This is a genomic window from Herbaspirillum sp. WGmk3 (assembly GCF_023952535.1).
Lineage (GTDB): Bacteria > Pseudomonadota > Gammaproteobacteria > Burkholderiales > Burkholderiaceae_D > Herbaspirillum > Herbaspirillum huttiense.
Map to the genome: position 1 here is coordinate 124,403 of NZ_JAKYWT010000004.1, position 12,428 is coordinate 136,830.

At 64.1% G+C, this 12,428-nt stretch carries 12 protein-coding genes; 1 reads left to right on the plus strand and 11 read right to left on the minus strand.

Annotation, left to right across the window (positions count from 1 at the left end; genetic code table 11):
- The first annotated feature begins 158 nt into the window (after positions 1 to 158).
- Complete coding sequence (ssuD, locus tag MKD49_RS16285; RefSeq protein ID WP_252696831.1) at positions 159 to 1,286, plus strand: FMNH2-dependent alkanesulfonate monooxygenase; 1,128 nt, start codon at positions 159 to 161, stop codon at positions 1,284 to 1,286.
- A gap of 13 nt (positions 1,287 to 1,299) precedes the next feature.
- Here ssuD and gcvH read toward each other — a convergent pair whose 3' ends face one another.
- From gcvH to MKD49_RS16340, 11 genes are all read right to left on the minus strand, one after another.
- Complete coding sequence (gcvH, locus tag MKD49_RS16290) at positions 1,300 to 1,677, minus strand: glycine cleavage system protein GcvH (protein ID WP_204725211.1); 378 nt, start codon at positions 1,675 to 1,677, stop codon at positions 1,300 to 1,302.
- A gap of 23 nt (positions 1,678 to 1,700) precedes the next feature.
- The gene (locus MKD49_RS16295; protein ID WP_121038737.1) at positions 1,701 to 2,306 is read right to left on the minus strand and encodes a peroxidase-related enzyme; all 606 of its coding nucleotides are present in this window, start codon (positions 2,304 to 2,306) and stop codon (positions 1,701 to 1,703) included.
- Positions 2,303 to 2,839: a CMD domain protein gene (locus tag MKD49_RS16300; protein WP_204725210.1), complete on the minus strand. Its 537-nt coding sequence runs from the start codon at positions 2,837 to 2,839 to the stop codon at positions 2,303 to 2,305. The genes MKD49_RS16295 and MKD49_RS16300 overlap by 4 nt, the downstream gene beginning before the upstream one ends.
- Complete coding sequence (locus tag MKD49_RS16305; protein WP_121038731.1) at positions 2,836 to 4,167, minus strand: acyl-CoA thioester hydrolase/BAAT C-terminal domain-containing protein; 1,332 nt, start codon at positions 4,165 to 4,167, stop codon at positions 2,836 to 2,838. The genes MKD49_RS16300 and MKD49_RS16305 overlap by 4 nt, the downstream gene beginning before the upstream one ends.
- A 4-nt stretch (positions 4,168 to 4,171) precedes the next feature.
- The gene (locus MKD49_RS16310; protein ID WP_209582874.1) at positions 4,172 to 5,758 is read right to left on the minus strand and encodes an ABC transporter substrate-binding protein; all 1,587 of its coding nucleotides are present in this window, start codon (positions 5,756 to 5,758) and stop codon (positions 4,172 to 4,174) included.
- Positions 5,759 to 5,858: 100 nt separating this feature from the next.
- The gene (locus MKD49_RS16315; protein WP_121038725.1) at positions 5,859 to 6,866 is read right to left on the minus strand and encodes an ABC transporter ATP-binding protein; all 1,008 of its coding nucleotides are present in this window, start codon (positions 6,864 to 6,866) and stop codon (positions 5,859 to 5,861) included.
- Positions 6,859 to 7,851 (minus strand): ABC transporter ATP-binding protein, encoded by a 993-nt coding sequence (locus MKD49_RS16320; protein WP_209533412.1) that lies wholly within the window; start codon positions 7,849 to 7,851, stop codon positions 6,859 to 6,861. Before MKD49_RS16320 ends, MKD49_RS16315 begins: the two co-directional genes overlap by 8 nt.
- Positions 7,848 to 8,783: an ABC transporter permease gene (locus tag MKD49_RS16325; RefSeq protein ID WP_371925488.1), complete on the minus strand. Its 936-nt coding sequence runs from the start codon at positions 8,781 to 8,783 to the stop codon at positions 7,848 to 7,850. The genes MKD49_RS16320 and MKD49_RS16325 overlap by 4 nt, the downstream gene beginning before the upstream one ends.
- A 23-nt stretch (positions 8,784 to 8,806) precedes the next feature.
- The gene (locus MKD49_RS16330; RefSeq protein WP_039786022.1) at positions 8,807 to 9,781 is read right to left on the minus strand and encodes an ABC transporter permease; all 975 of its coding nucleotides are present in this window, start codon (positions 9,779 to 9,781) and stop codon (positions 8,807 to 8,809) included.
- The gene (locus tag MKD49_RS16335; protein ID WP_252696833.1) at positions 9,778 to 11,250 is read right to left on the minus strand and encodes an NAD(P)-binding domain-containing protein; all 1,473 of its coding nucleotides are present in this window, start codon (positions 11,248 to 11,250) and stop codon (positions 9,778 to 9,780) included. The genes MKD49_RS16330 and MKD49_RS16335 overlap by 4 nt, the downstream gene beginning before the upstream one ends.
- A 139-nt stretch (positions 11,251 to 11,389) precedes the next feature.
- A complete protein-coding gene (locus MKD49_RS16340; RefSeq protein WP_204725204.1) occupies positions 11,390 to 12,328 on the minus strand; it encodes a LysR family transcriptional regulator in 939 nt (312 codons plus the stop codon).
- Positions 12,329 to 12,428 lie beyond the last annotated feature (100 nt).

Genomic DNA, 12,428 nt, shown 5'->3' on the forward strand with positions numbered 1-12,428 from the left:
TTCCGTGCAGACTACCCCATACCAAAAAACCAGAAAAGCACCCAGCCAAGACAACAAAACCAAAAACCAACTAAGGAAAGAAGAAAACATTCTTAGCCACAAAGAGAACAGAGCGCTCTAATAACGCCAAAGCGAAAAATGCAAAAGGAAACTCTGGCATGTCATTAGAACTCTTCTGGTTCCTCCCCACATCGGGCGACACACGTTACCTGGGCAAATCCGATTTCGGCCGGGCCCCCACGCTGGACTATATGCGCCAGATAGCGGTGACCAGCGAAACGCTGGGATACGATGGATTGCTGATCCCGACGGGAGCGTCCTGCCTGGACCCATGGGTAGTGGCTGCCAGCCTGGTACCTGTAACCCAGCGCATCAAGCTGCTGGTAGCGCTGAGGACATCCCTGGGCGGCCCGGGCCCGTCGGCGAGACAGGCAGCGACGCTGGACCAGGCCCTGAACGGCCGCCTCCTGCTCAATGTAGTGCCTGGAGGAGATGCCACGGAACTGGAAGCCGACGGTGTCTTCCTGAAACATGACGAACGCTACGAAGCCGCCGACGAATACCTCACCATCTGGCGCAAACTGCTGCAGGGCGAGACCCTCAACTACGAAGGCAAGCACTTCCGTATCCGCAACGGCCAGCTGTTCCATCCGGCGATACAGCAGCCCTACCCCCCACTGTATTTCGGCGGCTCCTCCCCTGCTGCGCACGACCTCGCCGCCAAGCATGTGGACGCCTACCTGACCTGGGGCGAACCACCCGCCGCCGTCAAACAGAAGATCGAAGACGTACGCGAACGCGCCGCCAAGCAAGGCCGCACGGTCAGATTCGGCGTACGCCTGCATGCCATCGTGCGCGAAACCACGGCCGAAGCCTGGGCCGACGCCGAACGCCTCATCAGCAAACTCACCGACGAAGACATTGCCCGCGCCCAGCAGAACTACGCCAAGATGGATTCAGTAGGACAACAAAGAATGGCCGCCCTGCACGGCGGCCGCCGCGACAAACTGGAAATCGCCCCCAACCTGTGGGCCGGCGTGGGACTGGTGCGCGGCGGTGCCGGCACCTCGCTGGTGGGCGATGCGGCCACCGTCGCCGAACGCCTGCAGGAATATGCGGACCTGGGCGTGGACACCTTCGTCCTCTCCGGCTACCCGCACCTGGAAGAAGCGATAGGCTTTGCCGAACTGGTCTTCCCCCTGCTGGGCAAGAACGCGGTCACCTTGCGTGACCGCGCCCAAACCGGCGGCGCCTTCGATATCCGCGCCGCCGCATCGGCTTCCTGAACGCAAAAGCGACTCAGGAAATCAGCTTGATGTAACCCGCCGCATCAAGAAAGCCTTCAACCGAAAATGGCGCAGCCGGCTTGAGCTTGAAAATCCACTGCTCATACGGCGCACCATTGATGGCGTCAGGCGTATCTACCAACAGCGAGTTGATGGCGATGACCTCGCCATCAACGGGCGCATGCAAATCCGACGCCGTCTTGTTGGATTCGACGATGCCCGACTCGGCCCCCTTCGCCAACACTTTGCCCACGGCCGGCATATCGACATACACCAGCGGCCCCAACTGCTCCTGGCCGAAATCGGTAATACCGATGGTCAGCGTGCCATCGTCTTCAAGCTTGACCCACTCATGGGTCTCGGCATAGACCAGATGATCCGGAATGTGCATCACTGTCTCCTCATGGAAATAATTTACTTGGCCTCAGCCTGGCTGCCATCGGCAAACACCGGCTCGCCCAGATTGAGCATCAAGCGATTGGCCCAGGCAAAGATGGCCACCGAGTGAATCAGGTCCAGCACTTCCAGTTCACTCAAGCCCACGTCATAGAGGGCCTTGATCTGCGCCGCCCCGATCTCGCCCGGCGTCTCGGTCAGCTCGGCCGAGAACTTGGCAATGGCCTGCTCGCGCGCATCCACACCGGCACCGTAAGGCGTATCGAACACCTGGCGCACCGTATCATTGCGCTTGGCCAGCTGCTCGAAACGCTGCGCATGAACGGAAGCGCAATACACGCAGCCATTGATGCGCGAGACCACCAGCGAACCCAGTTCGCGCTCCGCACGCGAGAGCCCACCCGGCGCATACATGATGGCGTTGAAGGCCGCCGAACGCTGGCGCAGGATATCGGGCTGGTGCGCCAGGAACAGGTAGTAGTCCGACGTCTTGGCCTTGGGATGGCTTTCTTCCAGCACCTTGACCTGGTCTTCGCTGGCCGCGTCCAGCTGGATCACGTCCAGCCAGGCATCCCATTCCAGGGACTCATTGGTAAAACCGTTGGCCTTGATGATCTCGCTCATGCCGACTCTCCTTGTTGGACCGCCGCAGCACGCATGGCCTTCAGACCCGCGACCACGCGCAATTGATAGGACACGAAAGCGATCAGCTGCGACAGCGCCACCACCGCCGGCGTGCTGATGCCCGCGGCCGGCAGCTTTTCGATCGCAGCCTTGTCGCCTTCCACCGGGCGCTGCGTCAGCGCGCGCGTGAAGACCAGCATGGCGCGCAGACGACCCTCCGGTAATTGCTCGGGCTCACCGCTGTCAGCCGCCGCCAGTTGCGCAGCATCGGCCGGTACCGCTTCTGCACGGGCACGGTAATGCGCGGCCAGGTCGGTGGCACCTGCCAGGCGGCAAGCGTAGAGCGCCACCAGCAGGCGCTCATCCAGGCCGATGCCTTCCAGGGCCGGGTCGAACAGCGTGTCATAGCTGCCCTGCGAAGCCACGGCCACCTTGTCGCGCTGATGGCGCAGGCCATGCAGGGGGCTGCCAGCGGCCAGGCCGGCCAGCTGGTCGATGACATCCTTGCTGATGTCGTAGACGGGGGTACTCATGCGTTTTCCTTTGTGGATGAATGCCTGGCCAGCGCGTCGCGCAGGAAGTGCTGCGCCTGCTGCCAGGCGTCGAGATCGGCGCGGGCATTGGCGGCGGGTTCGCCGCCACCGGTACTGATGCGCCCCGACACCGGATGCGCATACGTGGTCTGCGTGGTCGGGACGAAGGGGAACAGGATCGAATGGCCGGCATGCGCATAGTTGCGCCATACCACCGGCCACGGGTGCGACACTTCCGCCAGCTTGTCCTTGACCATCGCGCAATACAGGCTGGAAGGCCAGGAGCCGTCATCGGTGGCCGACAGCAACAGCACCGGTCCGGCGATCTTCTCCACCGGAATACGGGCGCGCGCCACCGCTTCCTCGTCCTGCAAGGCAGTCAGCATGGCCAGTTCATGGCGATGCGGCGCCGGGCCTTCGTCAAACGGTACCCAGCTGGCGCTGCGGTTGTCCTGCCATTGATGCGGCAAGGGCTGGCCGCGCAGCAGCCAGGTCGGGCCTTCGCGGCCCACGGCAGGATCGGCCGCATTCTGGCCGCTGTGTACCAGCGCACTGGGCACATAGGCCAGCACCGCCGACACCTTCTGCGGAAAGGTCGCCCCCAGCAGCAGCACCAGCTCGCCACCGCGCGACTGGCCACTGATGGCGACGAAATCGTGCAGCGGCTTTACCTCGGCACGCAGCCAGTCCAGTCCGCGCTCGAAATACTCCAGCGGTGTATTGGAAATGTAATCCGACAGGCCCGGCGCCTTGAAATACGCCAGCGCAAACGCGGCCACCCCGCGCGAGGCAAACAGCGCCGCACGCGGTTCGTTGATGCCGCCACCGGACCCGTTGAGGATCATCACCGCCGGATGCGGTCCCGGCGTGGCCGGCAGGAAGAGCGTACCGACCAGCCCCTCTTCCCGCACCTCGCGCCGGGTCACCCCGGCAGCGGCCAGCCGCTGTACCAGTTCGGTACTGGCCGGCGCGCACGGGGCCAGGCCCGGCTGGTCCAGTGAGGAAACGGTCAGCGTAGTCACCAGCGGTGCCATGACATCGGCGTGGAAGTTGTCGCGGCGGCCGGCTTGCACCGGCTTCTGCGACCACAGCAAACCCATGGGATCGATGCCGTAGTAATCGCCATCGATGGCCGGATTCATGCTCACGTCGACGTGGCCATAGGCATCGGCGATGTAGCACGCCGTACTGCGCCACTCCGCGCCGTTGCGCAGGGTGGAGGAAGAGATCCGCACCGGCTCGCCCGGATGCGCACCCCGCACGATGATGCGGCGGGGTACGTCGATCAGGTCGTCAGCCGGGCTGACCTCGATGGAGAAGTTGGGCATGTCCTTACTTCTTGTCCTGGGTCACCATCATGGCCGTCGTGCGGTCGCTGCTGATCGGAGTGACCTTCAGGCCCTTCTTGGCAGCCCAGATGTTCTGGTAGTGGTACAGCGGGATCACGCCCACGTCATCCGAGACGGTCTTGGCAGCGCCGCGCAGGATGGCTTCGCGCTTGGCCGCATCGAATTCAGCGGTCGAATCGGCCAGGGCCTTGTCCACGGCCGGGCTGCTGTAGTGGTTCCAGTTGGAGGCGCCGATGCCCTTCTTGGGATCGACCGTGCCCAGCACGTTGACCAGCGCATAGCTGGCTTCACCCGTACCGTTACCCCAAGCCAGCACCGAGACGGCGAACTCATTCTTGTTGGCACGCGAGGAATAGGAGGCCCACGGCAGCACTTCGACCTGGGTCTTGATGCCGATGCGGGTCCAGAACTGCGCCACGGCCTGCAGGGTTTCCGGTGCTTGCGGATAGCGATCGTTGGGCACGTGGATGGTCAGCTTGAAACCTTCCGGAAAACCGGCTTCGGCCAGCAGCTTCTTGGCTTGAGCAGCGTCGAAGGGAATGTTCTTGATCTCGGGGTTGTAGCCGAAGGTATCGGCCGGCATCCACTGGTTGGCTTCGGTGGCCGCACCCTGCAGGATGCGGTCGATCAGGGCCTTGCGGTTGATGGCCAGCGACATGGCGCGGCGCACGCGCACGTCCAGCAGCGGATTCTTCTCCAACTGCTTGCCGTTGTTGTCGGTGATGAAGGGGCTGGGGCCTTCATGGAAACTCGGCTGGATCAGCAGCACGCGCAGGCCGTTGTAGGGGTAGACCTTGACGTTGGGCGACTGCTTCAGCTTGGCCAGGTCGGACACCGACACCTTGTCGATCACGTCCACGTCGCCCGACAGCAGCGCGGCGGTACGGGCTGCGCCATTGTTGATGTAGCGGTAGTTGACCTTTTCCCACAGGGCCTTGCCGTTCCAGTAGTCATCGTTACGCTGCATCACCACGCGGTCGCCCGGAGTGTAGGAGACGAACTTGTAGGGACCGGTACCGACCACGGCCGCACCGCTGTTGTAGTTCTCGGTGGTGGACTTTTCGCCCACGTGCTTGCTGACGATATGCACCGAGGCCAGGTTCAGCGGCAGGTCGGGGTTGGGGATGTTGGTCTTGATGACCAGGGTCAGCGGATCCTTGGCAGTGACCGATTCCACGGTGCGCAGGTAGCCGGCGAAGGTGGCCACGCTGCCCGGTACGGCACGGGCGCGCTGGTAGGAGAAGATCACGTCGTCAGCGGTGAAGGGCTTGCCGTCCTGCCACTTGACGTTGGGGCGCAGCTTGAACTCCCAGGTCTTGGGGTCGATGTTCTTCCAGCTCACGGCCAGGCCGGGGACCAGCTTGTTGTAATCGTTCTGGACCAGCAGGTCCCAGAAATGCAGGTCCACCGAACGGTCGCCGGCGTGGTTGTTCAGTTGCGGATCCAGCGACGAAAGCGGATCGGCAAAGGCGATGTTGAGGTTCTGCGCATGCGCGGCATCGGCAGCGGCAGCCAGCGCGGCACCGGTCAGGGCGACGGCCAGCAGGCGGGTCAGGAGAGTTTTCTTCATGGTCGGGTTCCTCTGTGGTCAGGGTGGAAGCACTGCGGGGGTGCCAAGTTCTTGACTGCTCGGTTCTTCGTTTCTGTCGTTTCTATCGTTTCATATCATCTCAGCGGCCATCATTGAGATGGCAGGCACTCAGGTGCCCCGGTGCGATCTCGCGCAACAAGGGCTGCTCTTCACGGCAGCGCTGCGTGGCATGCGGGCAGCGCGGGTTGAAGTGGCAGCCGGTCGGCGGGTTCAGCGGACTGGGGATCTCGCCCTTGATGGCGGTGAATTCCTTCTTGCGCGCGCCCATGCGGGGCACCTCGGCCAGCAGCGCCTGCGTATAGGGGTGATTGGGCTGGCCGAACAATTCGCCCACCGGCGCACTCTCCACCACCCGGCCCAGGTACATGATGACCACGCGGTCCGACACGTGCTCCACCACGCCCAGGTCATGGCTGATGAAAAGATAGGTCAGGCCCAGTTGCTCGCGCAGATCCATGAAGAGATTGAGGATCTGCGCCTGGATCGACACATCCAGCGCCGCCACGGCCTCGTCGCACACCAGCATCTGCGGCTGCACCGCGAGTGCGCGCGCGATGCCGATGCGCTGGCGCTGGCCGCCGGAGAACTGGTGCGGATAACGGTCGCGCAGGGCCGGATCAAGACCGGCGCGCAGCAACTGCTGGCAGACATAGGCATCGAGGTCGCCCTCGACCTTTCCGTTCACTTGCGCCGCTTCGCCCACGATCTGATCAATGCGCAAACGCGGATTCAGGCTGGCATAGGGATTCTGGAAAATCATTTGCACCTGCAGCCGGGCCTCGGCTTCTTCCTTGCTGCTGAGGCTGGCGCGGTCGCGGCCGTTGACCAGCACCTGGCCATCGGAAGGATCGAGCAGGCCGCAGGCCACCCGGCCCAGCGTGGACTTGCCGCAGCCGGATTCACCGACCAGCCCCACCACTTCACCCGGCAAGACCTTCAGGTCCACCTGGTCCAGCGCATGGGTGACGGCCGGCGGGCGGCTCCAGCCGCGCGCCTGCAACTGGCGTTCCAGCCAGCCCTGGCGGCGCTCGCCGAAGCGACGGCTGACGGCGCGGGTTTCGATCAGGGGAATGACTGCCTTATCCATGGTGCTCGTTGCTCTGTGTGCTCGGGGTCGGGTGATAGCAGCGCACCCGGTGCGCCGGCAGCGGCTCGCTGATCGCCGGGGCCACCAGGCACTGCTGGGAAAGGCGCTCGCAGCGCGCAGCAAAAGCGCAGGTCGGCGGCAGGTGCAAGAGGTTGGGCGTCATTCCGGGAATCTGGCGCAGCCGTGCACCGCGCCGGTTGTTGCTGGGCAGGCTGCCGATCAGGCCTTGCGTGTAGGGGTGCAGCGGCGCATCGAGCACCGCATCCACACTGCCCTGCTCGACGATGCGCCCGGCATACATCACCGCCACTTCATCGGCCAGGCCGGCCACCACCGACAGGTCGTGCGTGATCCAGATCAGGGCGGTACCGTGCTGGCGCGCCAGCTTCTGCACTTCCGACAGGATCTGCGCCTGGATGGTCACATCCAGGGCCGTGGTCGGCTCATCGGCGATGATGAGGTCGGGCTTGTGCAGCATCGCGATGGCAATGGCCACGCGCTGGCGCATGCCGCCCGAGAGTTGATGCGGATAGGCCTGCAGCCGTTCTTCCGGACTGGCGATGCCCATCATGCCCAGGGTATCGCGCGCCAGTTCGCGCGCCTGCTGGCGGCTGAGCTTGCTGTGCGCCAGCACGGCATCGACCATCTGCGCTTCCACCTTCAGGACCGGGTTCAGGGTCATCATCGGGTCCTGGAAGATCATGGCGATGCGGTTGCCCTGCAGTTCGCGCAAGGAGGTCTTGTCCATACTGACCAGGTCGCGGCCCTGGAACAGGATCTCGCCGCCGACGATGCGGCCCGGCGCATCGACCATGCCGAGGATGGAAAATCCGGTCACGCTCTTGCCCGATCCAGATTCGCCCACGAGACCCAGAATGCGGCCACGGCCGACCGACAGCGAGACGTCATCGACCGCCGGCAACACGCCTTCGGGCGTGAAGAAATGCGTGCGCAGGTTGCGCACTTCAAGTGTGAGCGCGCTCATTTCTGCCACCGTGGATTGAGGATGTCGCGCAGGCGGTCGCCGACCAGGTTGATGGCTACGATCACCACCAGCAGCGTGATGCCGGGATAGAAGCTGATCCAGTATTCGCCCGAGAGCATGTATTGGTAACCATTGGAGATGAGCAGGCCCAGCGAGGGTTCGGTAATCGGCACACCCAGGCCGAGGAAGGACAGCGTCGCTTCCAGGGTGATGGCGCGTGCCACCTGCAGGGTGCCGATGACGATCAGCGGCGGCAGGCAGTTGGGCAGGATGTGGCGCACCATGATGCGCCAGGACGACAGGTTCAGGCCTCTTGCGGCTTCCACGTATTCCTTGCGCCGTTCCACCAGCGCCTGGCCGCGCGCAGTGCGCGCGTAATACGCCCACTCCAGTACCACCAGCGTGGCCATCACGTTGAAGATGCCCTTGCCGACGTAGGCCAGGATAAGCATCGCCACCAGGATGGAGGGGAAGGACAGCACCAGGTCGGCAAAGCGCATGAGCACCGTATCGACCTTGCCGCCCGCATACGCGGCCAGCAAGCCGATGAGCGTGCCGATCACGCCCGCGATAAGCGCCGAGCCAACACCGATGCCCACGCTGATGCGCAAGCCGTAAAGAATGGCCGAGACCAGGTCGCGGCCCTGGCCATCGGTGCCGAGCCAATACGTAAATGTCCCGGTGCCATTGGGCGTACCCGGATGCAGGCGCGCATCGAGCACATCCAGTTGCATCAGGTCATACGGATTCTGCGGCGTGATCCACGGTGCGGCAATGGCACCGACGATGAGCAGCAGCACGATCACCAGCCCCAGCATGGCCGAGCGCGAGGCCACGAAATGGCGCATCACGCGCCGCCAGGGAGACTCGCGGCGCGGGGCCTGGAAGGCCGACAGCTCGGCCACGCGGGCGCGCACCTGTTCTTGCGTCATGGTCACTTCGGTCTGCGGCGCGCTCATGCACGGGCCTCCACCCGCACGCGCGGATCCAGTAATTTGTAGAGCACGTCCACCACCAGGTTGATGGTGACGAACATGCAGACGATCACCATCAGGTAAGCCACGATGACCGGACGATCCAATGCATTGATGCTGTCCAGGATCAGCTTGCCCGCACCCGGCCAGGCAAAGATGCTTTCTGTTACGACCGCAAAGGCAATGGTGGAGCCGAACTCCAGCCCGACCACGGTCACCAGGGGGATGAGCGTATTGCGCAGCACGTACATCAGTACCACGCGCGCCGGCGACAAGCCCTTGGCACGGGCGAACTTGACGTAGTCCATCGGCAGCACTTCACGCACATTGGCGCGGGTGAGGCGAATCACCAGCGAGATCTTGAACAGAGAGAGATTGATGGCCGGAAGGATCATGTGCCGCCAGCCATCGGCGGTCAGCCACGACCATTGCACGCCAAACAGTTCGGCAGTCTGGCCGCGTCCGCCCGAAGGCAGCCAGCCCAGCGTGACCGAGAAGGCCATGATCAGCATCAGCCCGATCCAGAAGGTCGGCAGCGAAAAACCGAAGATGCTGGTGGTCATCACCAGACGCGAGAACGGATGATCCGGCTTCATGCCCGCAAACAGCCCCAGCGGCACGCCCACTGCCAGGGCCAGCAGCAACGCGGCCACGGCCAGTTCCAGCGTGGCCGGCAGGCGCTGGAAGATCAGCAGGATGGCCGGCGTGTTGTAGACGAAACTGTTGCCCAGGTTGCCGTGCAGCGCGCCATTGAGGAAGGCCAGGTACTGGCGCCACACCGGCTGGTCCAGTCCCAGTTCCTTGATGATGCGCAGGCGGTCCACCTGGTCGACGTCCTGGCCGATCAGGATATCGACCGGGTTGCCGATCATGTGCAGGCCGAAGAAGACGATCACCGTCATCAACAGCACCACCATCAGCGCCTGCAGCACGCTCTTTGCGATGGCCCCACTCATGCGGGCAGCTCCCAGGGCGATTCGGTCCACTCGTCGCCTTCCAGTTCCGGTTCTTCATAGGACTGGATGTTGCGATAGTGGTAGTCGATGTCCTCGCTGTACATCAGCGCGGCAATGCCCTGCGCCAGGCGGTAGGCTCCATCACTGATGGCCGGGATGTCGCCGGAGACCGTGCCATGGCTGGCAGCGGCCGGATAACAGAAACAGTGCACCCGCTCCAGGCCCGGCAGGCTGCCCGGCGTCTTCTGCTGGAACTCGAACACCGGGCCCAGGTAGGGCGAGTCGGCCAGTTCCTGATCCTCTTCACCGGCGGGCGGGGTGTAGCGGTCGCTCCAGTTGAGGACATGCGGGGCGATGTCCTTGAACTCGCTGCGCACGCTCCAGTCGATCTTGAAACCGGTGGAGAAGAACAGGAAATCCAGTTCCAGCGGACCACGGTTGGTCTGCAGCAGTAGCGCCCCATCCGGCTTGACCTCAACGGATTCAATCGCCGTGCCCAGCAGGAAGCGGGCATTGGCAAAGCGCGAGACGCGGCGCGTGCTGCCCGAAGGCGGCGGCACCTGCTGCACGTTGACGTAATGGCGAATGCGCCATTTCCAGGCATCGGGCAGATGCAGATGGCCGTTGACCAGGCCCGGATTGCCCGCGCCCTTGCCCTTGTTGATGCGCGGCAGTTCCTTGCGGCGGATCAGCAGGTCGACCCGCGCCGCGCCCTCTTCCAGCGCCGTGGCAGCGCTGTCCATGGCCGACGAACCACCGCCGACCACGCCCACGCGCTTGCCCTTCAGGCTGGCATAGTCGTAGACGTCCGAGGAATGCGCCCAGCGTTCGCGCGGCAGCTGCGCGGCCAGCGGCGGTACGCTGGCGCCACCCAGGCCATCGCGGCCGGTGGCCACCACCACGCGGCGCGCCAGCACGGTCGATGTGCCCGCAGGCGATTGCAGCTGCAGCGCCACGATGCCATCGGCGCGCGGCTGCACGGCCAGCACGCGGTGTTCGTTGCGGATATCGAGTTGCATGACGCGGCGGAACCAGCGCAGGTACTCCATCCATTGCAGGCGCGGGATCTTGTCCAGCGCTTCCCAGGCGTCCAGCCCGAACTGGGCCTCGAACCAGGCGCGGAAGGTCAGCGCCGGGAAGCCCAGCGCCGGGCCGGTCAGGGTCTTGGGGGAACGCAGGGTTTCCATGCGAGCAGTGGTGGCCCAGGGGCCTTCGAAGTCCTTGGGCGACTGGTCATAGATCACATTCGGAATGCCCAGGTGCGACAGCGCCACCGAAGCGGCCATGCCGGCCTGGCCGCCACCGATGATGGCCACGTCGATCACCGGCACGCCGTCGCGCAGGGTGGCCGGGGTCCAGGACTTGCCGGGCAGCGCCAGCCATTGCAGGTCCTGGCGTACGCGCGCCTCCAGGGCGGCCAGTCCTTGCGGGGGGGCAACGGGGATCAGGGTCGGTTCGGTGTCGTGCATAGTGCCTCGTCAAAAGCATGAAGAGACGTCGCCGGCACAGGCCTGCGATCGTCTCGATTCGGGTTTTGTGATGCAACGCCCTTCCCGGTTGACGCTGCTTGCTTGGGTTTTACTACGGTACTGCGTGCTGCAAAATCATTTACAACAATTCATCGTGCAGGCTGGCATCGCGCTTGACGAAGCCCTGCAAGGTGCTGCGGGCGGCCTTCTCCACGGCATCGATCAGGCGTTGCGTGACGCCCTCGACCGGCTTGCCATAGGGCGTGACCACGCCAAAATAAAACGGAATCTCCACCGCCAGGCGCTTGACCACCATGCCCTCGATGGGCATGCCGTAGGCCGTGGCCGGCTCCACCAGCGCCACGCCCAGCCCGGCGCGGGCAGCCATGATGGCGTTGAAGGAGGTGTTGGTATCGATGGCGACATCGAGCTGGCTGTCCTCGCCCAGCGCCAGTTCCACGCGCTGGCGCAGGCGATAGCGGTTGGACATGGTGATGACGCGCTGGCCGCGCAGCGCGGCGCGGGTGAGCTTGTCCTTGCCCGCCAGCGGATGATCGGCCCGCACCACCGCCACGCAAGGCGCTTCGCCGATCCAGTGCAGGTCCAGCCCGCGATGGGCCACCGGCAACGAGGTCAGCCCCAGGCTGACGGTACGATGCAGGACCGCATGCACAACCTGCTCGGCTGACGCGCTGCGCAGGTGGACGTGTTCGGGGAAGGCGCGCTCCTTGTCGGCGGCCAGCAATTGCAGGGCCGCCGGGGCGATGGTGGAGGCCAGCGCGGGGGTGGCGACCAGATGGACCGGATGGACTTCTTCGCGGGCGATTTCCTGCGCCCGTTCGCGGATGCTGCGCAGGCCCACCAGTGAGCGCTCCACTTCCTCATAGAGCAGGAAGGCCTTGGCCGTGGGCGTGACGCGCGGACCGTTGCGGTCGAACAGGGCGTAGCCCAGCTCGGCCTCCAGTTCGCCGATGGCCTTGCTGACGGCGGGCTGCGAACGGCCCAGGCTGCGGCCGGCACCGGTCACGCTCCCCAGGGTCATTACGGCCGCAAATGCCTCCAGCTGATTCAGATCCATCGAAATCGCATTCCTTGATCAAGGTCCTTGCATATGATTTTCGAATTATAGGTTTGCTTGTATTCTATTTCAGTATAATAATTTTGTATAAGCAAATGCA

Bases quoted from the DNA above. Each gene is read 5' to 3' on its own strand.
- ssuD (WP_252696831.1), top strand. From the start codon at position 159: ATGTCATTAGAACTCTTCTGGTTCCTCCCCACATCGGGCGACACACGT.
- gcvH (WP_204725211.1), bottom strand. From the start codon at position 1,677: ATGCACATTCCGGATCATCTGGTCTATGCCGAGACCCATGAGTGGGTC.
- MKD49_RS16295 (WP_121038737.1), bottom strand. From the start codon at position 2,306: ATGAGCGAGATCATCAAGGCCAACGGTTTTACCAATGAGTCCCTGGAA.
- MKD49_RS16300 (WP_204725210.1), bottom strand. From the start codon at position 2,839: ATGAGTACCCCCGTCTACGACATCAGCAAGGATGTCATCGACCAGCTG.
- MKD49_RS16305 (WP_121038731.1), bottom strand. From the start codon at position 4,167: ATGCCCAACTTCTCCATCGAGGTCAGCCCGGCTGACGACCTGATCGAC.
- MKD49_RS16310 (WP_209582874.1), bottom strand. From the start codon at position 5,758: ATGAAGAAAACTCTCCTGACCCGCCTGCTGGCCGTCGCCCTGACCGGT.
- MKD49_RS16315 (WP_121038725.1), bottom strand. From the start codon at position 6,866: ATGGATAAGGCAGTCATTCCCCTGATCGAAACCCGCGCCGTCAGCCGT.
- MKD49_RS16320 (WP_209533412.1), bottom strand. From the start codon at position 7,851: ATGAGCGCGCTCACACTTGAAGTGCGCAACCTGCGCACGCATTTCTTC.
- MKD49_RS16325 (WP_371925488.1), bottom strand. From the start codon at position 8,783: ATGACGCAAGAACAGGTGCGCGCCCGCGTGGCCGAGCTGTCGGCCTTC.
- MKD49_RS16330 (WP_039786022.1), bottom strand. From the start codon at position 9,781: ATGAGTGGGGCCATCGCAAAGAGCGTGCTGCAGGCGCTGATGGTGGTG.
- MKD49_RS16335 (WP_252696833.1), bottom strand. From the start codon at position 11,250: ATGCACGACACCGAACCGACCCTGATCCCCGTTGCCCCCCCGCAAGGA.
- MKD49_RS16340 (WP_204725204.1), bottom strand. From the start codon at position 12,328: ATGGATCTGAATCAGCTGGAGGCATTTGCGGCCGTAATGACCCTGGGG.